We start from the raw sequence: 25,201 nt of genomic DNA, 5'->3' as shown, positions 1-25,201 counted from the left end.
TACCCGACCCGGTGTCAACGCCGTCGACGGCTATGCGCGCTTTGCCGGAATTGACTCCCCGTTCACCCAGGTCGGAGCCCCGACCGCCCACCGCCCGGAGGGAAGGTCTCCGATTGTCGGCCCGCCGTCAACCTGCGTGGCGCGCCCGTCCGCCGAGTCACCGACCGCCTCGCCCCGAAGACCACCGTGCCGCCCTCCCCCCCGAGCCCGGCCGACCCCTCCCCGTGTCGCGCAGCGTGGTGGGCTGGTTACGCGGGTAGGACTGGGGGGTCCTGAATCGGGCGTTGCCGAGAGAGCGCAGGAGCCGCGAGTGGCCGCTTACCTGGACCGTGACGGAGCAGACCGAGCCGAGGGGCTGGCGGTGCCGGCGCAGGATTCGCCGCCGCCTCCGCCCGAACTGGTGGCGTTGGCGCGGGCGTACGGGGTGGACACCCGGTATCCGGGGGTGGACGGGCGGAGCGTGGGGGCGCGGACGCTGGTGGCGGTGCTCGGGGCGCTGGGGGTGGCGGCCGGGACGCCGGAGGAGGCGCGGGAGGCGCTGGAGCGTCACCGGGCCGAGCAGCGAAGCAGGTTGCTGCCGCCGTGCGTGGTGGTGCGGCAGGGGCGGCGGACGGCGCTGGACGTGCCGGCGGACGCGCGGCTGCACGTCGAGCTGGAGGACGGCGGCCGGTGGGAGCTTCCGCGGGGGCACGCGCACTGGGTGCCGGGCGACCTGCCGCTCGGGCGGCACACCCTCAACGCCGCGTGCGGGGAGCGGACAGCGGCGGCGGCGCTGATCGTCGCACCCGAGCGGCTGCCCCAACTCCCCGGTCGCAGCTGGGGTTTCCTCGCCCAGTTGTACTCCGTGCTGTCCGAACGCTCGTGGGGCATGGGCGATCTCGGTGACCTCGCCGAGCTGGCCCAGTGGGCGGGCGCCGACCTCGGCGCCGGCTTCGTGCAGATCAACCCGCTGCACCAGGCGCTGCCGGCCGCCCCCGCCGCCCCCACCGACCCGTCCCCGTACCGCCCGTCCTCCCGCCGTTTCGCGGACCCGGTGCACCTGCGGATCGAGGCCGTCCCCGAGTTCGGCTACCTGACGAAGCAGCAGCGGGCGCAGGCCGAGGAGTTGACCCAGAAGGCGGCGAAGCTGCGCGAGGAGGTCCTCGCCCACGACGGCCTGATCGACCGCGACGCCGTCTGGGCGCTGAAGCGCGAGGCCCTGGAACTGCTGCACGACGTCCCGCGCGCCCCCGGCCGCCAGGCCGCGTACGAGGCGTACCAGCGCCGCGAGGGCGAGTGGCTGCGCCGCCACGCCCTGTGGAACGCGCTGGCCGAGGCGCACGGTGCCGACTGGCACCACTGGCCGAAGGGCCTGCGCCATCCGCGCGGGCCGCAGGTCGAGCAGGCCGCCAAGGAGCTCGCCGACCAGGTGGAGTTCCACCGCTGGCTGGCCTGGCAGGTCGACCAGCAGCTGGCCCACGCCCAGCAGACGGCCCGCGAGGCCGGCATGTCGGTCGGCCTGATCCACGACCTCGCCGTGGGCGCGCACCCGGACGGCGCGGACGCCTGGGCGCTGCAGGACGTCCTGGCGGGCGGCATCTCGGTCGGCGCCCCGCCGGACGCCTTCAACGCCCACGGCCAGGACTGGGGCCTGCCGCCCTGGCGCCCGGACGCGCTGGCCGCCGCCGGCTACGCCCCGTACGCGGAGCTGCTGCGCGCGGCGGCCCGCCACGCGGGGGCGGTCCGGATCGACCACGTGATGGGCCTGTTCCGGCTCTGGTGGGTCCCGCAGGGGCACGCGCCGACCGAGGGCGCCTACGTCCGCTACGACGCGGAGGCGATGCTCGGCGTCCTCGCCCTGGAGGCGCACCGCGCCGGCACGGCCGTGATCGGCGAGGACCTGGGCACGGTGGAGCCCGGCGTGCGCGAGGAGCTGAGGGCGCGCGGCATCCTCGGCACCTCGGTGCTCTGGTTCGAGCGGGACTGGCGGGCGGACGGCCGGATCCTCCCCCCGGGCGACTGGCGCACGGGCTGCCTGGCCACCCTCACCACCCACGACCTGCCGAGCACCGCCGCCCGGTTGTCCGGCGAGCACGTGGAGCTGCGCCACCGGCTGGGGCTGCTGGCCCGGCCGCTGGGGGAGGAGCAGGCGGAGGCGGCCGCGGAGCTGGCGGAGTGGCACGCCGAGCTGACCCGCCTGGGCCTGCTGGCGGAGGGCGAGCCGCTGACGATGCCGGCGCTGTACCGCTTCCTGCGGGCGACGCCGGCGGAGCTGGTCGGGGTCTGGCTGCCGGACCTGGTCGGGGACCCGCGTCCGCAGAACCTGCCGGGCACCTGGGACCAGTACCCGAACTGGCGCCTCCCGGTGGCGGACGGCACCGGCGGCCCGGTGACGCTGGACCGCCTCGCCGCCACCCCGGCCCCCCGGCTGCTGTCCCGTCTCCTGGCGGGCCTGCACACCCCCAGGCCCGCCGAGCACCGGTAGGCCCCCGCCCCCAGCCCCCAGCCTCCAGCCCCAGCCCCAGGCCCGGCCCCGGCAGGCCCACCCCGACGCGCGCCGTCCCATAAGCGGCGGGTAAGTTGGAAACGTGGACAAGAGGAACGCTTTGCGAGCCGGCGCGGTCTCCGCAACGGTCACGCTGATGATGCTGCTGTCGTCGCCCGCCATGGCCCTCACCCGGGATGACGGCGACCAACCGGGCGACGGCCTGAGCGTCGGCCAGACCATCGGCCTGTACGTGCTGATCCCGCTCGCGGCCTTCGCCGTCATCGCGGCACTCGCGGCCATGCCGTACGGCAAGTCCGCCAAGGGCAAGAAGAAGTAGGCGGCTGCCGCACACAGCAGCCGAGTCCACCCAGGACCCGCACGACCTCGAAGGGGCGCCGGACCACGGTCCGGCGCCCCTTCAGGCATCAAGCGTCAGGCATCAAGCGTCAGGCATCAAGCATCAAGCGCCAGGCCCTCAGGCCTCAGCCCTGAGCGCCCGCCGCCCGGTCCGCCGCCTGCGCCTTGAGCGCCCGCTCGACGCCGGCCCGCGCCTCGACGACCTGGCGCCGCAGCGCCGGCGCCGGCTCGGCCGCCGCCAGCCACGCGTCCGTCGCGTCCACGGTCGCCTGGGTCAGCTGCAGCGCCGGGTACAGCCCGCCGATGATCTGCTGCGAGATCTCGTGGCTGCGGGTCTCCCAGATGCCCTTCACCACGGCGAAGTACCGGTCCGCGTACGGCGCCAGCAGCTCCCGCTGGTCGGACTGCTGGAAGCCGGCGATGACGGCCTCCTGGACGTAGTTGGTCAGCTCGTCCGAGTCCACCACCGACGCCCAGGCCTGCGCCTTGGCCTCCGCGGTCGGCCGGGCGGCCCGGCAGCTGGCGGCGTACTGCTGGCCGGCCGCGGTGTTGTCCCGCTCCAGCTCGGCCGCGATCTCGGCCTCGTCGGCCCGGCCGGTGGCGGCGAGCCGGGCGAGCAGGGCCCATCGCAGCTCGGTGTCGACGGCGAGGCCCTTGACCTCGACGGTGCCGTCCAGCAGCCCGGCGAGCAGCGCGAGCTGCCCGTCGGTGCGGGCGACGGCGGCGAGGCTGCGGGCCCAGGCGAGCTGGTGGTCGCTGCCGGGCTCGGCGGCGCGCAGGTACTCCTCGGCGGCGACGGCCCAGCGGGCGAGGCCCTGCTCGCGCCAGTCGGGGTCGGCGTACGCGTCGAGGGCGGTCTTGACCTGCCGCTGCACGGACTGGACGACGCCGATGTCGCTCTCCCGGCGGAGGCCGGACAGGGCGAGCGACAGGTAGTCGCGGGCGGCGAGTTCGCCGTCGCGGGTCATGTCCCAGGCGGAGGCCCAGCACAGCGCGCGCGGCAGCGAGTCGGTGAAGGCGCCGAGGTGTTCGGTGACGACGGCCATCGAGTCCTCGTCGAGCCGGATCTTGGCGTACGAGAGGTCGTCGTCGTTGAGCAGCACGACGGCCGGCCGGTGCCGTCCGACGAGCTGCGGCACCTCGGTGCGCGGCCCGTCGACGTCCAGCTCGATCCGCTCGACCCGCACCAGCGAGTCGTCCACCAGCTCGTAGAGGCCGATCGCGATCCGGTGCGGCCGCAGCACGGCCTCGCCCTTGGCGCCGGCGGGCAGGGCCGGGGCCTCCTGCAGCACGGTGAAGGACTCGATCTCGCCGTCCGTGTTGAGCACGATCGACGGCCGCAGCACGTTGATGCCGGCGGTCTCCAGCCAGGCGGTGGACCAGGTCCGCAGGTCGCGGCCGCTGGCCTCCTCCAGGGCGCCGAGCAGGTCGCCGAGCCGGGTGTTGCCCCAGGCGTGGCGCTTGAAGTAGGCCTGCACGCCCTGGAAGAAGGCGTCCTGGCCGACGTAGGCGACGAGCTGCTTGAGGACGGAGGCGCCCTTGGCGTAGGTGATGCCGTCGAAGTTGACCTGGACGTCCTCCAGGTCGTTGATCTCCGCCATGATCGGGTGGGTGGACGGCAGCTGGTCCTGCCGGTAGGCCCAGGTCTTCATCTGGTTGGCGAAGGTGGTCCAGGAGTGCGGCCACTTGGAGCCGGGGGCCTCGGCCTGGCAGACGGCCTCGGCGAAGGTCGCGAAGGACTCGTTCAGCCAGAGGTCGTTCCACCACTCCATGGTGACGAGGTCGCCGAACCACATGTGGGCGAGCTCGTGCAGGATCGTCGCGGCGCGCAGCTCGTACGCGGCGTCGGTCACCTTGGAGCGGAACACGTACTGGTCGCGCAGGGTGACGGCGCCCGCGTTCTCCATCGCGCCGGCGTTGAACTCCGGGACGAACAGCTGGTCGTACTTCGCGAACGGGTAGGGGTAGTCGAACTTCTCCTGGAAGTAGTCGAAGCCCTGCTTGGTGACCGCGAACACGGCGTCGGCGTCCAGGAATTCGCGCAGCGAGGGCCGGCAGTAGACGCCGAGCGGCACCCGCTGGTCGCCGTTCTCGTAGGTGTCGAAGACGCCGACGTACGGGCCGGCGACGAGCGCGGTGATGTAGCCGGAGATCCGGCCGGTGGGCTCGAACCTCCAGACCTGGACGGAGCCGTCGCCGGAGGCGGCCGGGGCGGGCTCGGGCGTCGGCGAGTTGGAGATGACGACCCACCCGGTGGGCGCGGTCACGGTGAAGGCGAAGGAGGCCTTGAGGTCGGGCTGCTCGAAGCTGGCGAAGACCCGGCGGGCGTCCGGCACCTCGAACTGGGTGTACAGGTAGGTCTCGCCGTCGACGGGGTCGACGAAGCGGTGCAGGCCCTCACCGGTGTTGGTGTAGGCGCAGTTCGCGACGACCCGCAGCTCGTTGTCGGCGGCCAGGCCCGGCAGCGGGATCCGGCTGTCGGCGAAGCTCGCCGGGTCGAGCGGCGTGCCGTTGAGGGTGATCTCCTCGACGGCGGGTGCGACGAGGTCGATGAAGGTGTCCGCGCCGGGCGTGGTGGCGGTGAACCGGACCACGGTGGTGGACCGGAAGGTGCCGCCCTCGCGGGCCGAACCCAGGTCGAGTTCGATGTCGTACGCGTCCACCCGCAGGAGGTCGGCCCGGGTGCGGGCCTCCTCGCGGGTCAGGTTGGTGCCGGGCACTGGCTGCACTCCTTCGTCAGGCTGATGCTTCGCATCCTCGCATGCCAGGCGTCCCGGTCTCCCGAATAACGGGCGGGCGGGGCGGGCCCGGGCCGTTCGCCCGCAACCCGCCCCGCCCGCACGCCGTTTCGGTCCGCTCCGGATCGTTCCCGACCGAAGCGGACCGATCCGGCTCAGCGCATCGGCTCCGCCGTCACTTCTTCCACTTGGTGATCCACGCGTCCGAGCTGTAGGAGCGGCGGAACGCGTACACCGAGTTGCTCTCGTCGCCGATCAGGTACTCGGACAGGCTCATCCCGATGTCCAGGCCGTTCGGCATCGCGAGGGTGCCCAGGTCGGTCATCGAGCCGTCGGTCTGCGACAGCGTCACCAGCCGGGCCGGCTTGTTGTAGCCCTGGCTGACGATGGCCCGGACCTTGCCCTGCTTGTCGGTGCCGGCGACCAGGCGCACGTCGCCGCCGATGGAGCTGCCGGAGCTCGGCGGGGTGCTGGACCAGATCCGCTTGCCGGTGGTCAGGTCGTACGCGTTGATGGCCGCCTTGGAACCGCTGACCTGCACGTACAGGGTGGTGCCGCTGACCACGTTCTGGGTGAACGCGTCGCTCTGGCCGGAGAGCCGCAGGCTGTCCGAGCCGGGCTCCTTGGCGGGCATCTGGTTGCCCGGCTTGTTGTCCTTGTCGAACGGCAGGATGTAGTCGCCGTTCGCACCGCTGGACATCGACAGCACCAGCGGCTGGTCCGAGACGACCTTGTCGATCCGCTCGATCGAGCCGGTCAGCGGGATCTGGCTGCTGGTGGCCGCCCCGGTCTCGGAGTTGAGGATCTGCAGCGAGCCCTTCTGGTCGCCGTTGTCGAAGCAGCGCTCGCTGACGGCGATCTGGGCGCCGGCCGCGCGGCCGTTGACGGTGCAGATCTTGCCGTGCGGCGAGTAGTTCCAGGTCGAGGCGCCGTTGTCCACGTTCAGCGCGCCGACCGAACTGCTCGCGAACGCGACGACCTTGTCGGTGATGCTGAGGGTCGGCGAGGACATCTTGTCCGCGCTGGCCTTCACGCTCCAGGACAGCTTGCCGGTGGTGAGGTCGACGACGCCGACGGTGGAGCAGTCGTAGTCACCGGTGTTGAACGAGACGGCGCCGATGTTCTTGGAGTTCGTCCCGTACGAGGCGGCGCAGATCTCCTTGCTGCCGGACGGCACCGGGATGGTCCACGCCTCCTTGCCGTCCGAGAGGTTGTACGCGCGGATGCCGCTGGCGTCCACGCGCACGGCGACCTTGTCGGTGCCCCAGATCGCGAGCATCTGCGAGCTGGTGTCCGTGTTGGCCGGCTTGGGGGCGCTCCAGGCGACGTTGTACGAGGCGCCGCTCTTGGTGTCCGGGCCGGGGGAGTTGTTGACCGGGCCGTCCGTGGTGCTGCCGGAGCTGGACGTGGTGCCGCCCGAGGTGTTGTCGCTCGGCTTCGGCGCGGGCTTCGGCTGCAGCAGGACGACCAGCCCGATGATGATCGCGATCACCAGCACACCGCCGATGATCCCGCCCCACAGCATCACGGGGTTGCGCTGCTTGGGCGCCTCGGGCACCGGCGCACCCGGGTAGTACCCGGGCTGCTGCTGGTAGTTGTAGCCGCCGTAGGTCTGGCCGGCGTCCGGGGCCGGGTAGCCGCCGGGCACCGGGTCGTACGGGCCGAGCGGCGCGGCCCCGGGGGGCGGCGGCGGGGCCTGGGTGGGGAAGCCCGCCGCGGTCGGCGCGTACGCCGCGTACTCGGCGCCGCCGACCGGCGGCTGCGCGGGCGCGGCCGGGGGCTGCGCGGGCGGCGGCCCGGCGGGCGCGGGCGGCGCGGCCTGGCCGGGGACGGCGGAGCCGTCGAGCTGCGTCATCTGGTCCGCGACGGCGGCCGGGTCCACGGCGCCGGGCTGGCGTCCGAGGTGGACGCCGCGGTGGTCCTGAGGGCCGCTGCCGGGCGTGTCGCCGGATCCGGCCGTAGGGTGATCCCCTGCCATCTGATTCCCCGTCATGTCTGGATCCGTCCCCCTGCCGGTACCGTCCGGGTTCCGGTGGGACGGGTGAGATTGGGCACCATGCTAGTGGTGAGTGGTTTTCGGCCACCGCCGGGCATCCGGAATCCCGGCCCGGGCCCGGTCCGCGCCGCGGACGGCCACAGCACCCCCACCGGTCCGTCACTCCCTTGCCGCAGCGTCCCCGCACCGCCGCCCCGGGCGCCCCGCCGAGGGCCTACCCTTCAGGAGTCGAAGGGGACGCCCGGCGGAGGGGTCCCCGCCTGGGAGGGTTGATCATGTCCACGGACACACCGGGCTCACAGTCGTCCCTGCACCGGGCGAACCTGGAGCGTGTGCTGCGCGCGGTGCGGATGGCCGGTTCGCTGACCCAGGCCGAGATCGCCCGCAGCACCGGCCTCTCCGCGGCCACCGTGTCCAACATCGTGCGGGAGCTGAAGGAGAGCGGCACCGTCGTGGTCGCCGACACCTCCTCCGGCGGCCGCCGGGCCCGCAGCGTCTCGCTGAGCGGGGACGCGGGCATCGTGGTCGGCATCGACTTCGGCCACACCCACCTGCGGGTCGCGGTCGGCAACCTGGCGCACCGGGTGCTGGCCGAGGAGAGCGCCCCGATCGACGTGGACGTCTCCGCCGCGCAGGGCTTCGACCGGGCCGAGGCGATGGTCGAGCGGCTGCTGGCGCAGGCCGGGTTCCGCCCGGAGAAGGTGATCGGCGTCGGCCTCGGCGTGCCCGGCCCGATCGACGTGGAGACCGGCGCGCTCGGCTCCACCGCGATCCTGCCCGGATGGACGGGCATCGCCCCGGGCCGGGAGCTGTCCGAGCGGCTCGGCATGCCGGTGCACGTGGACAACGACGCCAACCTGGGCGCGCTCGGCGAACTGGTCTGGGGCGCCGGCCGGGGGCTGGGCGACCTGGCGTACATCAAGGTCGCCAGCGGCGTCGGCGCCGGGCTGGTGGTCAACGGCCAGATCTACCGGGGCCCGGGCGGCACCGCGGGTGAGATCGGGCACATCACGCTGGACGAGGCCGGGCAGGTCTGCCGCTGCGGCAACCGCGGCTGCCTGGAGACCTTCGTCGGCTCCCGCTACCTGCTCTCGCTGCTCACCCCGACCCTCGGCGCGGACCTCACCCTGCTCAAGGTGGTCGAGCTGGCCCACCAGGGCGACCTCGGCTGCCGCCGGGTGATCGCCGACGCGGGCCGGCAGATCGGCACCGGCGTGGCCACCCTGTGCAACCTGCTCAACCCCCGCCGGGTGATCCTCGGCGGGGACCTGGCCGAGGCCGGTGAGCTGCTGCTCGCCCCGATCCGCGACTCGGTGGCCCGGTACGCGATCCCCAGCGCCGCCCGCCAGCTCTCGGTCGTTCCCGGCACCCTGGGCGGCCGGGCCGAGGTGCTGGGCGCGCTGGCCATGGTGATGAGCGAGATGGGCGAGTCCGGCGCCCTCGGCCGCGCCTGAGGGCCGGCCCGCGACGGGCGCGCGGCGAGCACGTACCCCGCATTCCGGACGTACCGACCTCCGGGTCGGCGCTCGCCCGCGTGTTCGTCAAGGAGGATTGACCGGCACCCCCCGGCCGACCTCCGGTAATGGCGGTAATCGAACGGTGGCACCGGGCGTGCCGCTCGGTGTCCGGCAGGCGGACATTAGACTCGACCGGTCGGCACCGGCCGGGACCGCCGGCCTGGCGCCGGACCGGGCAGCGACGAGCGTCGGACCCCCGCGGTCCGCGAAGACTTGAACGAGGAGGAACGGGTGGCCCTGCTGACCCGCATTCGGGGACCGCGCGATCTCGACCGGCTCACGCCCGGACAGCTGGCCGCCCTGGCCCAGGAGATCCGGACCTTCCTGGTGACCGAGGTTTCCAAGACGGGCGGCCACCTGGGCCCGAACCTCGGCGTCGTCGAGCTCACCATCGCGCTGCACCGGGTCTTCGACTCCCCGCGCGACCGCATCCTCTTCGACACCGGGCACCAGAGCTACGTCCACAAGCTGCTCACCGGCCGCCAGGACTTCTCCCGGCTGCGACTGAAGGGCGGTCTGTCCGGCTACCCGTCGCGCAGCGAGTCCGAGCACGACGTGATCGAGAACTCGCACGCCTCCACCGTGCTCTCCTACGCGGACGGCCTGGCCAAGGCCAACCAGCTCCGGGGCAGCCACGACCCGGTCGTCGCGGTGATCGGCGACGGCGCGCTCACCGGCGGCATGGCCTGGGAGGCGATCAACAACATCGCCGACGCCAAGGACCGCCCGGTCGTCATCGTCGTCAACGACAACGAGCGCTCCTACTCCCCGACCATCGGCGGCATGGCCAACCACCTCGCCACCCTGCGCACCACCCAGGGCTACGAGCGCTTCCTGTCCTGGGGCAAGGACGCCGTCAAGCGCACCCCGGTGGTCGGCCAGCAGCTGTTCGAGACCCTGCACGGCGCCAAGAAGGGCCTCAAGGACTTCATCGCCCCGCAGGGCATGTTCGAGGACCTCGGCCTCAAGTACATCGGCCCGATCGACGGTCACGACCTGACCGCCCTGGAGTCCGCGCTGACCAAGGCGCGCGGCTTCGGCGGCCCGGTGATCGTGCACTGCCTCACCGAGAAGGGCCGCGGCTACCACGCCGCCGAGAGCAACGACGAGGACCGCTTCCACGCGGTCGGCGTGATCCACCCGGAGACCGGCCTGCCGATCAAGAGCGCGGGCAAGGACTGGACCTCGGTGTTCGCCGAGGAGATGGTCGCGATCGGCCACGAGCGCCCGGACGTGGTCGGCATCACCGCCGCCATGCTGCACCCGGTCGGCCTGGCCCCGTTCGCCAAGGCCTTCCCGGACCGCATCTTCGACGTCGGCATCGCCGAGCAGCACGCCGTCACCAGCGCCGCGGGCCTGGCCACCGGCGGCCTGCACCCGGTGTTCGCGGTCTACGCGACCTTCCTGAACCGGGCCTTCGACCAGGTCCTGATGGACGTCGCCCTGCACAAGCTGGGCGTCACCTTCGTGCTCGACCGCTCCGGCGTCACCGGGCCGGACGGCGCCTCGCACCACGGCATGTGGGACATGTCGATCCTCCAGGTCGTCCCCGGCCTGCGGCTCGCCGCCCCGCGCGACGCCGACCAGGTCCGCGCCCAGCTGCGCGAGGCCGTCGAGGTCGACGACGCCCCGACCGTGGTCCGCTACTCCAAGGGCACGGTCGGCCCGGCCGTCGCCGCGGTCGGCCGGATCGGCGGCATGGACGTGCTGCGCGCCGCCGAGGAGTCCTCCGGCGCGCACCGCGCCGACGTGCTGGTCGTCTCGGTCGGCGCGATGGCCCCGATGAGCCTGGAGGTCGCCGACCTGCTGGCCGCCCAGGGCATCACCGCCACCGTGGTCGACCCGCGCTGGGTCAAGCCGGTGGACCCGGCCCTGCCCGGCCTGGCGGCCGAGCACCGGGTGGTCGTCACGATCGAGGACAACGGCCGGGTGGGCGGCGTCGGCGCCACCGTGGCGCAGGCGCTGCGGGACGCGGACGTGGACCTGCCGGTGCGCGACTTCGGCATCCCGCAGGAGTTCCTGGACCACGCCAGCCGCGACGAGATCATGGCCGAGACGGGCCTGAACGCCCCGGACATCGCCCGGAAGGTCACCGCCCTGGTCGCCAGCCTGGACGCCGACCGCGTCGACGCCTGACACCTGACGCCGGACCGCTGACGCCTGCGGTCCGCCGGCCGGTGGCAGAGAGTTGCCACCGGTCGGCCGTCCCCGGCGAAACGGCCGCCCGAGCCGCCGCGCCGGCGCCGTTCGTCCCGACTTCGTCACAGTTGGTCACGGGACAAGCTGACAATCGCACCGAAAGGCGGGACCGGCGCCACCCGCACCGAATTCGCCGGGTAGGTTGTCAACCGTGCCCACCCCCACCCGCCCCCGCCTCGCCGGACTGGCCGAGCGCCTGCCCGCGCGCGCCCGTACCCACCTACGACAGGGGTACTGGACCAGGCTGGTGCCGGTGCTCGCGCTGGTCGCGCTGGCCACCCACCTCCCCTCCTTCGCCCGGCCCGTCTGGAGCCCGGACGAGGGCTTCCTGGCCACCCAGGCCCGGATGCTGGCGGACGGCGGGGTGCTCTACGACACCGTGGTCGACCGCAAGCCGCCGCTGCTGCCCTGGCTCTACCAGGCCTGCTTCGCCGTCTTCGGCTCCGCCTCGCTCTGGCCGCTGCGCACCCTCGCGGTGGTCGCCCACCTGGTCACCGCGATCCTGCTGGTCTCGATCGCCCGCGGGCGCTGGGGCAACCGGGCCGGCGCCGGCGCCGGGCTGCTCTACCTGCTGGTCTCCATCGGGCTCTCCCCGGAGGACACCCAGGCGGCGACCTTCGAGGTCTTCATGCTGCCCGCCATGGTGGCCGCGTTCCGCTACGCCGAGCGCCGGCGCTGGCTGGCCGCGGGCATCGCGGTGGCGCTCTGCTCGCTCACCAAGCAGACCGGCGGCGCCGTACTGCTGCCGGTGCTCTGGATGCTGTTCCAGGACACCCGCCGCCGCGGGGTGCGCTGGCCGCCCGCCCTGTTCAAGATCGGCTTCGGCTTCGTCCTGCCGATAGCGCTGGTCGCGGTCATATTGACCAAGCCCAAGGGCTTCCTCTTCTGGGTGGTCACCGGCAGCGGCGACTACGCCTCCTTCGGCGGCGCCTGGCTGCAGATGATCGGCCGCGCGCTCGGCAACTCGGCGATCCTGGCCGCCGCGGGCCTCGGCTTCCTGCTGCCGGTCGGGCGCCGGCTCTGGCTCAAGCGCCGCCACCGCCCGCTGCCGGTGGCCGGCGAGGAGCACGGCTCGACCACCGACCTGTGGGTCTGGCTGCTCTCCTCGGCCGTCGCGGTCAGCGTGGGCTTCCACTTCTTCGGCCACTACTACCTGCAGCTGATGCCCGCCCTGGTGCTGCTGGGCACCGGGGCGGTGGCCACCTCGGCGGTCCGCTGGAAGCCCGTCCTGGTGTACACCACGGCCGCCGCCACGGTCTTCTGGGGCCTGGCGCTGGCCTGGCCGGGGGAGCAGCTGAACCGCAACACCGAGGTCGCCACGGCGGTGGCCGCGCAGACCACCCCCAAGGACACCGTGCTGGTCTGGGGCATGCACCCCGAGCTGTACTGGCTGGCCGACCGCAAGCCCGCCACCCGCTACCTGACGGCCGGCTTCCTGACCAACTACAGCGGCGGGAAGGACGGCAGCCCCAACGTGGGCGAGCAGTTCAGCGTCAACAACGCCTGGCAGACCTTCGACAAGGAGCTGGCCAACAACCTGCCCGAGGTCTTCGTGGACGACTCCGGCATCGCCCCGTACCAGCCGGTGATGGTGCCGCGGATCGAGAACCTGCTGGACACCCACTACGAGATGGTCGGCGTCTTCGCCGACACCGTGGTCTACCGCCTCAAGAAGTAGCGGCCACCCGGGCCACCCGGACACGAAGGAGCCCCCGGCGACCAGCTCAGGTCGCCGGGGGCTCCTTCGTACGGCTACGCCTTACGCGGGCACCGAGGCCACGCCGGGGGCGAGGAACTTCTTGCCGTTCACCCGCTCCGCGATGCCCTCACGGTCCAGGTACGGGGTGATCCCGCCCAGGTGGAAGGGCCAGCCGGCACCGGTGATCATGCAGAGGTCGATGTCCTGCGCCTCGGCGACGACACCCTCCTCCAGCATCAGGCCGATCTCCTGCGCGACGGCCTCCAGGGCGCGGTCGCGGACCTGCTGCTCGGTGAGCACCGAGTCGCCGAAGCTCAGCAGCTCCAGCACCTCGGGGTCGAGGACCTGCTGGCCGTCCACCCAGGTGTAGAAGCCGCGCTTGCCGGCCTTGACCACCTTGCCGAGGTTCTCGGAGACGGTGAACCGCTCCGGGAAGGCGCCGGCCAGGGTCTCCGACACGTGCAGGGCGATGGCCGGGCCGACCAGCTCCAGCAGCATGATCGGGGACATCGGCAGGCCGAGCGGCTCGACGGCCTTCTCGACGTCGGCGATCGGGGTGCCCTCGTCGATGATGTTCTGGATCTCGCCCATGAAGCGGGTCAGGATCCGGTTCACCACGAACGCCGGGGCGTCCTTGCACAGGACCGAGGTCTTCTTCAGCTTCTTCGACACCGCGAAGGCGGTGGCGAGCGAGGCGTCGTCGGTCTTGTCGCCGCGGACGATCTCCAGCAGCGGCAGGATCGCGACCGGGTTGAAGAAGTGGAAGCCGACGACCCGCTCGGGGTGCTTCAGCTTCGAGGCCATCTCGGTGACCGACAGCGAGGAGGTGTTGGTCGCCAGCACGCAGGTCGGCGAGACCACGTTCTCCAGGTCCGCGAAGACGGTCTGCTTGACGCCCATCTCCTCGAACACGGCCTCGATGACGAAGTCCGCGTCGCCGAAGGCGGCGGCCTTGTCCAGCGAGCCGGAGACCAGGCCCTTGAGGCGGTTGGCCTTGTCCTGGCCGATGCGGCCCTTGCCGAGCAGCTTGTCGATCTCGGCGTGGACGTAGCCGACGCCCTTGTCGACGCGCTCCTGGTCGATGTCGGTGAGGACCACCGGCACCTCCAGACGGCGGGCGAACAGCAGCGCCAGCTGCGAGGCCATCAGACCGGCGCCGACGACGCCGACCTTGGAGACCGGGCGGGCCAGCGACTTGTCCGGCGCGCCGGCCGGGCGCTTGGCCCGACGCTGCACCAGGTTGAAGGCGTAGATGCCGCTGCGCAGCTCGCCGCTCATGATGAGGTCGGCCAGGGCCGCGTCCTCGGCGTCGAAGCCGGCCTGCAGGCTGGCCTTGTCGGCGAAGTCGGCGTCCTTGACGGCGGCGATGATGTCCAGCGCCTTGTAGGCGGCCGGGGCGGCGCCGTGCACCTTGGCGTCGGCGACCATGCGGCCCCAGAGGACCGCGTCGTCCCAGGCCTTGCCGCGGTCGATCGCCTCGCGCTCGACGACGACGTCGCCCTTGAGGACCTTGGCGGCCCACAGCAGCGACTGCTCCAGGAAGTCGGCCGGCTCGAAGATCGCGTCGGCGATCCCCAGCTCGAACACGTCCTTGCCCTTGAGCTGCTTGTTCTGGTTCATCGAGTTCTCGATGACGACCTTGACGGCCTTACCGGCACCGATCAGGTTCGGCAGGATGGTGCAGCCGCCCCAGCCGGGGACGAGGCCGAGGAAGACCTCGGGCAGCGAGAAGGCCGGGACGCCCGCCGACACCGTGCGGTAGTCGCAGTGCAGGCCGACCTCGACGCCGCCGCCCATGGCCGCGCCGTTGTAGAAGGCGAAGGTCGGGACGGGCAGCGCGCCGATCCGCTTGAAGACCTCGTGGCCGCCCTTGCCGATGGCCAGCGCGTCGGCGTGCTGCTTGAGCAGCTCTACGCCCTTGAGGTCGGCGCCGACCGCGAAGATGAACGGCTTGCCGGTGATCGCGGCGCCGACGATCTTGCCCTCGGCGGCCTCGGCCTCGACCTGGTCCAGCGCCTCGTTCAGCTTGAGCAGCGAGCCCGGGCCGAAGGTGGTCGGCTTGGTGTGGTCGAAGCCGTTGTCCAGGGTGATCAGGGCCAGCTTGCCGGCCTGCAGCGGCAGGTCCAGGTGGCGCACGTGCGCGGTCGTGACGACCTCGCCCGGGAACAGCTCGGCGCCGTGCTGGAGCAGCTCAGTGGTGTTGCTCATGCTCACTTACCACCCTCGAAGTGCGGGTTCTCCCAGATGACGGTCGCGCCCATGCCGAACCCGATGCACATCGTGGTGAGGCCGTAGCGGACGTCCGGGCGCTGCTCGAAGCGGCGGGCCAGCTGGTTCATCAGGCGCACGCCCGAGGAGGCCAGCGGGTGGCCGAAGGCGATCGCGCCGCCGAACGGGTTGACCCGCTCGTCGTCGTCCGCGATGCCGTAGTGGTCCAGGAAGGCCAGCACCTGGACGGCGAAGGCCTCGTTGACCTCGAAGGCCTGGATGTCGTCGATGGTCAGACCGGCCTTGGCCAGCGCCTTCTCGGTGGCCGGCACCGGGCCGATGCCCATGACCTCGGGCTCGACGCCCGCGAAGGCGTAGGAGACCAGGCGCATCTTGACCGGGAGGCCGAGCTCCTCGGCGACGTCCTCGGCGGCCAGCAGCGAGGCGGTGGCACCGTCGTTCAGACCGGCCGAGTTGCCCGCGGTGATGTTGCCGTGCGGGCGGAACGGGGTCTTCAGGCCGGCCAGCGACTCCATCGTGGTGCCCGGGCGCATCGGCTCGTCCGTGGTGGCCAGGCCCCAGCCGGTCTCGCCGACCTCGGGGTTGGTGTTGCGGATCGAGATCGGCACCAGGTCGGGCTGGATGTCGCCGTTGGCGTACGCCTTGGCGGCCTTCTCCTGCGAGCGCACCGCGTAGGCGTCGCAGCGCTCCTTGGTGATGTGCGGGAACCGGTCGTGCAGGTTCTCCGCGGTCATGCCCATGAACAGGGCGGACTCGTCGACGAGCTTCTCGGAGACGAAGCGCGGGTTCGGGTCGACGCCCTCGCCCATCGGGTGGCGGCCCATGTGCTCGACACCGCCGGCCACGACCACGTCGTACGCGCCGAAGGCGATGCCGCCGGCGGTGGTGGTCACGGCGGTCAGCGCGCCGGCGCACATGCGGTCGATGGCGTAGCCGGGGACGGACTTCGGCAGGCCGGACAGCAGGGCGGCGGTGCGGCCGATGGTCAGACCCTGGTCGCCGATCTGCGTGGTGGCCGCGATGGCGACCTCGTCGATGCGCTCGACGGGCAGGTTCGGGTTACGGCGCACGAGCTCCCGGATGCACTTGACGACCAGGTCGTCGGCGCGCGTCTCGTGGTAGATGCCCTTCGGGCCGGCCTTGCCGAACGGGGTGCGGACGCCATCGACGAAGACGACGTCCCTCGCGGTACGAGGCACGGGGGCTCTCCTCCCAGGGACCAACATTTCGAGGTGGGCAGGCTGCCGCCGGCGAAGATCCGAGCGGCGCCGCTTCACCGCCATGCTACCGGTCGGTAACCAACCTGCCCAGGCCCCTCGGAGTGTTCGGCCCGTGTGTCCCGCGACACGTCCGACCAGCGGCCCTGTGCCTGGGGACGGGAAAGGGGACGCCACCCGTCCGGGTGACGTCCCCGCTGTCGCGTCCCGCGGTCGCGCCCGAGGTCAGCCCTGGGTGGCGGTGGCCGCGGCCGCCGCGAAGGCGGTCGCCAGCGCCGGCGCCACCAGGTCGACCTGCCACTGCCGGGCGCCGAGCCGGCGCAGCGCCGCGGCGATGCCCTCGGCACCCGCGTCGGCCGGCGGCTCCCAGGACACCCGGCGGACGTGGTCCGGGGTGATCAGGTTCTCGGCCGGCAGGTGGTGACGCTCGGCCAGCTCGGTGACGGCGCTGCGCGCGCCGGAGAGCCGGGCGGCGGCCACCGGGTCCTTCTCGGCCCAGGCGCGCGGCGGCGGTGGCCCGTCGTGCGGCGCGGCGGAGGCCGGCAGCTGGTTCTCCGGGACCTCCCGGCCGCGCTGCACGGCGGCCAGCCACTGGTCCAGCTGACGGCGGTGCACCCGCGGCCCGAAGCCCTGGACGGCCTGCAGGGCGGCGGCGTTCAGCGGCATGGCCAGCGCGGCGTTGACGATCGCGGCGTCCGACAGCACCCGGCCCGGGGAGACGTCGCGCTCCTGCGCCATCCGGTCCCGGGCCAGCCACAGCTCCCGCACCACGGCCAGCTGGCGGCGTCGGCGGATCTTGTGCAGCTGCGAGGTGCGCCGCCACGGGTCGGTGCGCGGGGCCGGGCGCGGCGGGGCGGCGGCGATCGCCGCGAACTCCTCCAGCGCCCAGTCGAGCTTGCCCTGGGCGTCCAGCTCCTGTTCGAGTGCGTCACGCAGCTCGACCAGCACCTCGACGTCCAGAGCGGCGTAGCGCAGCCACGGCTCGGGCAGGGGGCGGGTGGACCAGTCGACCGCCGAGTGCTCCTTGGCCAGGCTCAGGCCGAGCACGTTCTCGGTCATCGGCCCGAGGCCGACCCGGGCGAAGCCGGCGATCCGGCCGGCCAGCTCGGTGTCGAAGAGGCGCTGCGGCCGCATGCCGACCTCGGCCAGGCAGGGGAGGTCCTGGGTGGCGGCGTGCACCACCCACTCGGCGTCGGCGAGGGCCGCGCCGAGGGCACTGAGGTCGGGGCAGGCGATCGGGTCGATCAGGGCGCTGCCGGCGCCCGCGCGGCGGAGCTGGATCAGGTACGCGCGCTGTCCGTAGCGGTAGCCGGAGGCCCGCTCGGCGTCGACGGCGACCGGCCCGGTGCCCGCCGCGAACGCGGCGACGGTGTCGGCCAGCGCCTGCTCGTCCACCACGACGGGTGGGATCCCCTCCTTCGGTTCGAGGAGTGGGACCGGGGCTGCTTCTTCTGGGATGGCTGCTACGGCGTCGGTCACCCACCAAGGGTACGACGGTCACCGCGACTGGGAGTGTTGTCGGACTGGTCAGACCGCGTTCGGGACTATGCCGCTCGGCCCGGGCGGTGTCCGGGGGCGGCCGGCCGGCGAGCGGGGGCGGCGGGCCGTGGGTGCGCGAACGCCCGCGGCGGCCGAGGGGGAAACGTTCCTCCTCAGCCGCCGCAGCGGGGCCGGGCCGGTCGGGGTCAGTGGATGATGCCGGTGCGCAGGGCCACCGCGACCATCCCGGCGCGGTCACCGGTGCCGAGCTTGCGGGCGATCCGGGCGAGGTGGCTCTTGACGGTCAGTGCCGACAGGCCCATCGCCACGCCGATCGCCTTGTTCGACTGGCCCTCGGCGACCAGCCGCAGCACCTCGACCTCGCGGCCGGACAGTTCGCGGTAGGCGGGCTGCTGCGGGCCCGGGGCACCGGGGGTGCCCGGCGCGCCCGGAGCGCCCGGAGCGCCGGCGGCACCCGGCATGCCCGGCATCCCGGGGCGGCGCATCCGTCCGGCCAGCCCGGCACCGAGCGGCAGGCCCGGGCGGCCCGGCATCGCGACGTTGGTGCGGGTGCCGGTGACCACGTAGCCCTTGACGCCGCCGGCCAGCGCGCTGCGGACCGCGCCGATGTCGTCGGCTGCGGACAGCGCCAGGCCGTTCGGCCAGCCCGCGGCGCGGGTCTCGGCGAGGATGGTCAGCCCGGAGCCGTCCGGCAGGTGGACGTCGGCGACGCAGATGTCACGGGGAGTGGAGACCCGGGGGCGGGCCTCGGCGATCGAGGACACCTCGATCACGTCCCGGACGCCGAGGGCCCACAGGTGGCGGGTGACGGTGTTTCGGACGCGGGGATCGGCGATGACCACCATGGCGGTGGGCTTGGTCGGACGGTACGCGACCACGTTTGCGGGGTGCTCAAGAAGGACCGACACCAGGCCTCCTGCGGGGAGTGGCGGACGGAACCCCGATGGGGGCGGTTCGGAGTGTTCCGCGTTCGGAAAGGGTCACAGTCTGCTTCGGCAGCATGCGTCCCCGGCTTTAGCGAAAGATCACGATCTAGTGAGTAACAATACGGACAAATCGCGCATATGAGTGATACGACATGCCCGGAAATCGCACAAAATCGATCAAAACCGTCAGGGAACGGTCACTACCCGCCAGTGAATTGACGCAGACCAGACCCCGAGCCACACTCCGTCAGCCCTGGGAGTGGTGTCCGGGCCCCGAACACCTCCCGGGGAGGGGCGCCACCCGTCAGTGCGAACGCGGGCGTCGCCGAGCGGGCATCGGGACCACTCCGCCGAGTGACGTGACCTCGGGCGCCGCCTGCGGGGCCGGCGCCGCCGGCGGCAGGCCGGCACTGATGCAGAGCAGGTCCGCCCAGGCCGCCAGGTGCCGCTCGAACCGGCCGTCGGCCGGCGTCCAGGACGCCCGGATCTCGATCTCCGTCGACGCCGGGCGCTCCGCCAGCCCGCCGAAGTACTGCGAGGCGCAGAGCGAGACCGTGCCGGACGGCTCCGCGTACCCGGCGGCGTGCGCCTGCAGCGCGTCCATCAGCCAGGCCCAGCCGACCTCGGACAGCATCGGGTCGCCGGCCATCTCCGGCTCCAGCTCGGCCCGGGTCATCGTCACCACCCGGAACTCCCCGTTCCAGGACTCCTGCCCGGCCGGGTCGTACAGCAGCACCAGCCGGCCGTCCGCCAGCTCCTCGCCGTCCACCTCCACCGAGGCGGTCACCGCGAACGCGTGCGGGGCCAGTCGGCGCGGCGCCGGCGCGGGGGAGAGCTGCACCTCGGGCCGCAGCCGCGCCCCGTCCAGTGCCCGCACGGCGGCCCGGAACTCGCTGGGCGCCCCCTCCGGACCCGTTCCGCCACCTGCTGCGCCACCCTGCGCGGGGTGCCCTCCGACCGCTGCCATGACCCGAAGACTAGGTGGAAAACCCCGGTCGACGCCGCAACTTCCGAGTCTGCGGCGTGCCGGAACGGCAAACCCGTCCGGAACCTGCCAAGGCCGTCCGGACCGGTGGCGCCACCCGGCCGTCGGTGCCGCCGGTGCCGACCGGCGGCCGGACCGGCCGGGGCCCGCCCCGTCGCGCGTGCGAAGATTCCACCCGTGAGCGAGACTACGGCAGACATTCCGGCGGCCACCCACGACGGCCCGCCCACTCCCGCGCGCCGCGGCGCCGCGTACGACTCCGCGTTCCTGCGCGCCTGCCGGCACGAGCCGGTGCCGCACACCCCGGTGTGGTTCATGCGCCAGGCCGGCCGCTCGCTGCCCGAGTACCACAAGGTCCGCGAGAACACCACGATGCTGGAGTCCTGCACGCGGCCCGACCTGGTCAAGGAGATCACCCTGCAGCCGGTGCGCCGGCACAAGGTGGACGCGGCCATCTTCTTCAGCGATATCGTGGTGCCGCTCAAGGCGGTCGGCATCGACGTCGAGATCCAGCCGAAGGTCGGCCCGGTCATCGCCGACCCGATCCGCACCTTCGAGGACCTCAAGCGGCTGCGCCCGCTGGAGCCGGACGACGTGCCGTACATCACCGAGGCGGTCGGCCTGCTGGTCGACGAGCTCGGCGAGACCCCGCTGATCGGCTTCGCCGGCGCGCCGTACACGCTGGCCAGCTACCTGATCGAGGGCGGGCCGTCCAAGAACCACGAGAACACCAAGGCCATGATGTACGGGCAGCCCGAGCTGTGGGCCGCCCTGCTGGACCGGCTCGCGGACATCACCTCGGCCTTCCTCAAGGTGCAGATCGAGGCCGGCGTCTCGGCCGTCCAGCTGTTCGACTCCTGGGTCGGCTCGCTCGCGCCCGACGACTACCGCCGCTCGGTGATGCCCGCCAGTGCCAAGGTCTTCGACTCCGTCGCCCACTACGGCGTGCCGCGGATCCACTTCGGCGTCGGTACCGGCGAACTGCTCGGCCTGATGGGCCAGGCCGGCGCGGACATCGTCGGCGTCGACTGGCGAGTGCCGCTGAACGTCGCCGCCGAGCGGGTCGGCCCCGGCAAGGGCCTGCAGGGCAACCTCGACCCGGCCGTGCTGTACGCGCCCACCAAGGTCGTCGAGACCAAGGCCCGCGAGGTGCTGCACGCCGCCCAGGCGCTCGGTACCAGCGGCCACATCTTCAACCTCGGCCACGGCGTCCTGCCGAGCATGGACCCGGACGCGCTCAGCCGCCTCGTCGCCTTCGTCCACGAGGCCAGCGCGCGCTGACCCCGGCCGTCGACGCTCCGCGGTGGCGGGCCCCCGTGCCGGGGCCCGCCACCGCCGCGTCTCAGGGTGTCCCGGTCTCGGGTTCGGTCTCGGGTTCGGTCTCCGGCTCCGATTCCGCGGGCGCGGGCGCGGGGGCCGGGTTCCGGCGGCGGCGCACCAGACGGAGGACGAGCAGCGCCGGCACGCCCAGGACCAACAGGAACGGCGCCAGCGTGGCGAGCACCACCAGCAGGCCGCGGGTGACCACCCCCAGGGCGTGCCAGCTGTCGGACAGCGCCGAACCGACCGAGTGCCAGAAGCCGTGCGCCTTCGCCGGCGCCGGCACGGGCGGTGCCGCCTCGGTGCTCAGGTCCACGGTGACGGTCGAGTAGGAGGTCTTGCCGGCCAGTTCCTTCTGCTGCCGCTGCAGGGACTCCAGGTCCGCCTCGCGCTTGCTCAACTCCGATTCCAGCTCGGTCACCTCGGTCAGCGACTTGGCCTGCGCCATCAGTGCCCGGACGCGGTCCACGCTGGCCTGCTGGGTCTGCACCCGGCTCGCCACGTCCGCGACCTGCTGGGTGAGGTCCTCGGCCTGGCTGACCCGGGACAGCACCTCGCCGAGGCCGGCCAGCTGGTCCAGGGTCCGCTGGAAGGACTCGGACGGGATCTTCAGGGTCAGCCGGCCGACCGGCGCGTTCCCGGCCGTGCCGGTGAGCGACTCACTGCCCACATAGCCGCCCGCTCCGGCCGTCAACTCCCGCACCTTGTCCAGGACTTGCCGGGTGTCCCCGGCGCGCAGCGCGAGCTGGGCGGTGTACGAGATCAGCCGGTGGTCGGCGGCCGGGGCGACGGTGCCGCCGGCGCTCCCGTGCCCGGCGGCGGGCGCCGGAGCGCCCGCCGCGGCGGCGTTCGGCGCGGCCGCGCCGGGCACGGCAGGGGCCGCCGCCGGGGCACCGCCGTCCGCCGTCGAGGCCCCGCTGCGGCTCTCCCCGCTCGCGCCGCACCCTCCCGCCAGCAGCACCGCTGCGGCCACCGCCGCCGCTCTGCCGTTCCGGCTCCCGTTCCTCATCGGGCCCTCCCCAAGTCCGTTGACGGATATGCCCATTGGACGGGCGAACGGCCCCGGCGGACCCGCCCGGGAGGTCGCGACTCGATCACGGCTCGGCCGCGGGGCGGACACCGTCGACGGGCCGCCGCTGTCGGTGGGGAGTGGTGCCCATCGGGGCCGGTACGCCGGCACCGTCCGACCGCTCACAGCTCCTCGGTGGAGCCGACCACCTCGATCCCGGCCCGCCGCAGCAGCGCGGCGGTCACACCGTCCCCGGGGCGCAGCGTGCCGCCGAAGGTCCCGTCGTACACCTGCCCGCACCCGCAGGACGGGCTGCGCGCCATCAGCACCGCCCGCCGCGCCCCCGCCTCCTCGGCCGCGGCCAGCGCGGCCCGGGCCCCGGCCGTGAACTCCTCGGTGCGGTCCGCCCCGGTCGCGTCCACCACCCGCGCCCGCCCGTCCAGCACGTCCGCGCCGTCCCCGCCCACGATCTCCGCCGCCGCCCGCGGCGTCGGCAGCCCGCCCGCCCCCTCCGGGCACACCACGACGCCCCGCCCGTCCGCCACCAGCCCGACGACGGCCGGGTCGGTCTTCGCCCGCCCGTCATAGCGACAGGGGACTCCGGCCAGGCACGCACTCACGAGGATCGGTTCCACGGCACACAGACTAGGCAGCGGCTCGTCGCGGCCCCGAACTCCCCCTCGTACGCCCCGGCCGGGATCCTCCGGGGCCGGCTGGAGCGTCCGGTGCCGTTCCCGATTTCCGTCGACCTGCACGTCGACCTGCACGCGGTCGTACCTCGTGCAGGGGATTGAGGCTTTCCCCGTAAGACCTGCGAGACTGCGAGGCATGTCGGAAGCACAGGTCGTCGTCGTCGGTGGTGGGATCGCGGGGCTGGCTGCGGCCGCCTTCCTGAGCGGGGCGGCCGGGGGGCCGGCGCGGGCGCGGGTGACGGTGCTGGAGGCGTCGGGGCGGGTCGGCGGGAAGCTGTGGGGCGGGGAGGTCGGCGGGGTCAGGGTGGACCTCGGGGCCGAGTCGATGCTGGCGCGGCGGCCGGAGGGCACGGAGCTGGCGCGGGCGGTCGGGCTGGCGGAGGAACTGGAGTCGCCGACCACCGCGAAGGCGGCGATCTGGACCCGGGGGGCGCTGCGGCCGCTGCCGGGCGGGCAGGTGATGGGCGTCCCCGGTGACCTGGCGGCGCTGTCGGCCTCCGGGGTGCTGACCGCGGCGGGGCTGGAACGGGCCCGGCACGAGGAGTCGACGGAGGTCGGCGAGGACGTGGCGATCGGCCGCTACGTCGCCGACCGGCTCGGCCAGGAGGTGGTGGACCGGCTGGTCGAGCCGCTGCTGGGCGGTGTCTACGCCGGGCGGGCCGAGGAGATCTCGATGCGGGCCGCCGTGCCGCAGCTGCTGCCGATCGCGCGTGGCGGCGGCTCGCTGGTGGAGGGGGTGCACGCGCTGGCCTCCCGGCCGCAGACGGTCGGCGCCCCGGTGTTCGCGGGTCTGCGCGGCGGTCTGGGCACGCTGCCGGAGGCGGTCGCCGCGGCCTGTGTGAAGGCCGGTGTGGACCTGCGCACCGATGCCCCGGTGACCGAGCTGCGCCGCACGCCCGAGGGCTGGCGCGTCGTGGTGAACGGCGAGGTGCTGCACGCGGACGCCGTGGTGCTGGCCGCGCCGGCCCCCGAGGCGGCCCGGCTGCTGCGGGCGGACGCCCCGGCGGCGGCCGCGGAGCTGGACACCGTCGAGTACGCGGGCATGGCGCTGGTGACCCTGGCGTTCCGCCGGGAGGACCTGGCCGGCCTGGACCAACTCCCGGGCGGCAGCGGCTTCCTGGTGCCCCCGGTGGACGGCCGGCGGATCAAGGCGTCGACGTTCTCCTCCAACAAGTGGGGCTGGCTGGAGCGTTCGGCCCCGGACGCGTTCCTGCTGCGCACCTCGCTGGGCCGCCACCGCGAGGAGGAGGCGCTGGAGCTGCCGGACGAGGAGCTGGTGGCCCGCTCGCTGGCCGACCTGAAGGAGGCGGTCGGGCTGACGGCCCGGCCGTACGACTCCTTCGTCTCGCGCTTCACGGCAGGCCTGCCGCAGTACCCGGTGGGCCACCTGGACCGGGTGGCCCGGGTGCGGGCGGCGACGGACCGGGTGGGCGCGCTGGCGGTGTGCGGCGCCGCGTACGACGGCGTGGGCATTCCGGCGTGCATCGCTTCGGCGGCCGCGGCGGCCGCCGCCGTCGACAGACTGTTGACCCCGGCAACGGGGGAAGGTTCCACGGAGAGGACAATGGGCGCATGACTGAGACCGTTGAGCAGCAGCCGGAGCAGCAGCCCGAGAAGAAGAAGGCGCGCGACCTGAACCAGGTCATCCGCTACACCATGTGGTCGGTGTTCAAGCTCAAGGGCGCCCTGCCCGAGGACCGTACGGCGCTGGCCGCCGAGGTGGACGGGCTGTTCGAGCAGCTGGCCGCCAAGGACGTGACGGTGCGCGGCACCTACGACGTCTCCGGCCTGCGCGCCGACGCCGACATCCTGGTGTGGTGGCACGCGGCCGACTCGGACGACCTGCAGGAGGCGTACAACCGCTTCCGCCGCACCGGCCTGGGCCGGCTGCTGGAGCCGGTGTGGTCGAACATGGCGCTGCACCGCCCGGCGGAGTTCAACAAGTCGCACATCCCGGCGTTCCTCGCCGACGAGCGCCCGCGCGACTACGTCTGCGTCTACCCGTTCGTCCGCTCCTACGAGTGGTACCTGCTGCCGGACGCCGAGCGGCGCGCGATGCTCGCCGAGCACGGCCAGATGGCGCGTGGCTACCCGGACGTGCGGGCCAACACGGTGGCCTCGTTCGCGCTGGGCGACTACGAGTGGCTGCTGGCCTTCGAGGCGGACGAGCTGCACCGGATCGTCGACCTGATGCGCGACCTGCGCCCGTCCCGGGCCCGGCTGCACGTCCGCGAGGAGGTGCCGTTCTTCACCGGCCGCCGCAAGCCGGTGGCCGAGCTGCTGAACGGCCTGGTCTGAGACCTGCGACCGGAGGCCGGCTCCCTCGTACTCGTACGGGGGAGCCGGCCTC

General features: G+C 73.3%; 17 protein-coding genes. 8 read left to right on the top strand and 9 right to left on the bottom strand.

Features of this window, described 5'->3' with window-relative positions; all coding sequences use genetic code 11:
• Window positions 1-361: 361 nt before the first annotated feature.
• Window positions 362-2,464, top strand: a complete 2,103-nt coding sequence (malQ, locus tag ACPC54_RS17060) for a 4-alpha-glucanotransferase (RefSeq protein WP_498965625.1) — start codon at window positions 362-364, stop codon at window positions 2,462-2,464.
• A 103-nt stretch (window positions 2,465-2,567) separates the two neighbouring features.
• Window positions 2,568-2,804, top strand: coding sequence for a hypothetical protein (locus ACPC54_RS17055; RefSeq protein WP_498965591.1), 237 nt, complete (start codon window positions 2,568-2,570; stop codon window positions 2,802-2,804).
• A 145-nt stretch (window positions 2,805-2,949) separates the two neighbouring features.
• Here the strand turns inward: ACPC54_RS17055 and pepN are convergent, their stop codons facing one another.
• Together pepN and ACPC54_RS17045 are read right to left on the bottom strand one after the other, a co-directional pair.
• Complete coding sequence (pepN, locus tag ACPC54_RS17050) at window positions 2,950-5,544, bottom strand: aminopeptidase N (protein ID WP_498965590.1); 2,595 nt, start codon at window positions 5,542-5,544, stop codon at window positions 2,950-2,952.
• Window positions 5,545-5,737: 193 nt separating this feature from the next.
• Window positions 5,738-7,540: an outer membrane protein assembly factor BamB family protein gene (locus ACPC54_RS17045; protein WP_498965589.1), complete on the bottom strand. Its 1,803-nt coding sequence runs from the start codon at window positions 7,538-7,540 to the stop codon at window positions 5,738-5,740.
• A gap of 293 nt (window positions 7,541-7,833) precedes the next feature.
• On the opposite strand from ACPC54_RS17045, the gene ACPC54_RS17040 reads away from it, so the two are divergent.
• From ACPC54_RS17040 to ACPC54_RS17030, 3 genes are all read left to right on the top strand, one after another.
• The gene (locus tag ACPC54_RS17040) at window positions 7,834-9,012 is read left to right on the top strand and encodes an ROK family transcriptional regulator (RefSeq protein WP_498965588.1); all 1,179 of its coding nucleotides are present in this window, start codon (window positions 7,834-7,836) and stop codon (window positions 9,010-9,012) included.
• Window positions 9,013-9,306: 294 nt separating this feature from the next.
• The gene (gene dxs / locus ACPC54_RS17035) at window positions 9,307-11,211 is read left to right on the top strand and encodes a 1-deoxy-D-xylulose-5-phosphate synthase (RefSeq protein ID WP_498965587.1); all 1,905 of its coding nucleotides are present in this window, start codon (window positions 9,307-9,309) and stop codon (window positions 11,209-11,211) included.
• A gap of 214 nt (window positions 11,212-11,425) precedes the next feature.
• A complete protein-coding gene (locus ACPC54_RS17030) occupies window positions 11,426-12,952 on the top strand; it encodes an ArnT family glycosyltransferase (RefSeq protein WP_498965585.1) in 1,527 nt (508 codons plus the stop codon).
• Window positions 12,953-13,033: 81 nt separating this feature from the next.
• On the opposite strand, the gene ACPC54_RS17025 is transcribed toward ACPC54_RS17030, so the two are convergent.
• The 5 genes from ACPC54_RS17025 to ACPC54_RS17005 all read right to left on the bottom strand — a co-directional run bounded on the left by ACPC54_RS17025 (window position 13,034) and on the right by ACPC54_RS17005 (window position 19,812).
• Window positions 13,034-15,181, bottom strand: coding sequence for a 3-hydroxyacyl-CoA dehydrogenase NAD-binding domain-containing protein (locus ACPC54_RS17025; RefSeq protein WP_498965584.1), 2,148 nt, complete (start codon window positions 15,179-15,181; stop codon window positions 13,034-13,036).
• A gap of 2 nt (window positions 15,182-15,183) precedes the next feature.
• The gene (locus ACPC54_RS17020) at window positions 15,184-16,401 is read right to left on the bottom strand and encodes a thiolase family protein (RefSeq protein ID WP_498965582.1); all 1,218 of its coding nucleotides are present in this window, start codon (window positions 16,399-16,401) and stop codon (window positions 15,184-15,186) included.
• A gap of 243 nt (window positions 16,402-16,644) precedes the next feature.
• Complete coding sequence (locus ACPC54_RS17015) at window positions 16,645-17,898, bottom strand: ribonuclease D (protein WP_498965581.1); 1,254 nt, start codon at window positions 17,896-17,898, stop codon at window positions 16,645-16,647.
• A 206-nt stretch (window positions 17,899-18,104) separates the two neighbouring features.
• A complete protein-coding gene (locus tag ACPC54_RS17010; RefSeq protein ID WP_498965579.1) occupies window positions 18,105-18,827 on the bottom strand; it encodes a LuxR C-terminal-related transcriptional regulator in 723 nt (240 codons plus the stop codon).
• A 322-nt stretch (window positions 18,828-19,149) separates the two neighbouring features.
• Window positions 19,150-19,812 (bottom strand): DUF3000 domain-containing protein, encoded by a 663-nt coding sequence (locus ACPC54_RS17005; protein WP_498965577.1) that lies wholly within the window; start codon window positions 19,810-19,812, stop codon window positions 19,150-19,152.
• Between the two features lie 216 nt (window positions 19,813-20,028).
• On the opposite strand from ACPC54_RS17005, the gene hemE reads away from it, so the two are divergent.
• On the top strand, window positions 20,029-21,111 hold the full coding sequence (hemE, locus tag ACPC54_RS17000; protein WP_498965624.1) for a uroporphyrinogen decarboxylase: 1,083 nt from the start codon (window positions 20,029-20,031) through the stop codon (window positions 21,109-21,111).
• 61 nt (window positions 21,112-21,172) lie between these two features.
• On the opposite strand, the gene ACPC54_RS16995 is transcribed toward hemE, so the two are convergent.
• Both ACPC54_RS16995 and ACPC54_RS16990 read right to left on the bottom strand, forming a co-directional pair.
• Entirely contained in the window at window positions 21,173-22,159 is a 987-nt protein-coding gene (locus ACPC54_RS16995; RefSeq protein ID WP_498965575.1) for a DUF4349 domain-containing protein, read from the bottom strand.
• Between the two features lie 182 nt (window positions 22,160-22,341).
• On the bottom strand, window positions 22,342-22,794 hold the full coding sequence (locus ACPC54_RS16990) for a 2-thiouracil desulfurase family protein (protein ID WP_498965574.1): 453 nt from the start codon (window positions 22,792-22,794) through the stop codon (window positions 22,342-22,344).
• A gap of 193 nt (window positions 22,795-22,987) precedes the next feature.
• Here ACPC54_RS16990 and hemG point away from each other — a divergent pair, with 193 nt between their 5' ends.
• Both hemG and hemQ read left to right on the top strand, forming a co-directional pair.
• Entirely contained in the window at window positions 22,988-24,427 is a 1,440-nt protein-coding gene (hemG, locus tag ACPC54_RS16985; RefSeq protein ID WP_498965571.1) for a protoporphyrinogen oxidase, read from the top strand.
• Window positions 24,424-25,149, top strand: coding sequence for a hydrogen peroxide-dependent heme synthase (gene hemQ, locus ACPC54_RS16980; protein ID WP_498965569.1), 726 nt, complete (start codon window positions 24,424-24,426; stop codon window positions 25,147-25,149). The genes hemG and hemQ overlap by 4 nt, the downstream gene beginning before the upstream one ends.
• Window positions 25,150-25,201 lie beyond the last annotated feature (52 nt).

Source organism: Kitasatospora sp. NPDC094028, assembly GCF_049543595.1.
Taxonomy (GTDB): domain Bacteria; phylum Actinomycetota; class Actinomycetes; order Streptomycetales; family Streptomycetaceae; genus Kitasatospora.
Note: the sequence above shows the minus strand (reverse complement) of the source record. Positions and strands in the feature narration are given on the sequence as shown.

Bases quoted from the DNA above. Each gene is read 5' to 3' on its own strand.
- ACPC54_RS17045 (WP_498965589.1), bottom strand. From the start codon at position 7,540: ATGGCAGGGGATCACCCTACGGCCGGATCCGGCGACACGCCCGGCAGC.
- ACPC54_RS17040 (WP_498965588.1), top strand. From the start codon at position 7,834: ATGTCCACGGACACACCGGGCTCACAGTCGTCCCTGCACCGGGCGAAC.
- ACPC54_RS17025 (WP_498965584.1), bottom strand. From the start codon at position 15,181: ATGAGCAACACCACTGAGCTGCTCCAGCACGGCGCCGAGCTGTTCCCG.
- ACPC54_RS17005 (WP_498965577.1), bottom strand. From the start codon at position 19,812: ATGGCAGCGGTCGGAGGGCACCCCGCGCAGGGTGGCGCAGCAGGTGGC.
- ACPC54_RS16995 (WP_498965575.1), bottom strand. From the start codon at position 22,159: ATGAGGAACGGGAGCCGGAACGGCAGAGCGGCGGCGGTGGCCGCAGCG.
- hemG (WP_498965571.1), top strand. From the start codon at position 22,988: ATGTCGGAAGCACAGGTCGTCGTCGTCGGTGGTGGGATCGCGGGGCTG.
- hemQ (WP_498965569.1), top strand. From the start codon at position 24,424: ATGACTGAGACCGTTGAGCAGCAGCCGGAGCAGCAGCCCGAGAAGAAG.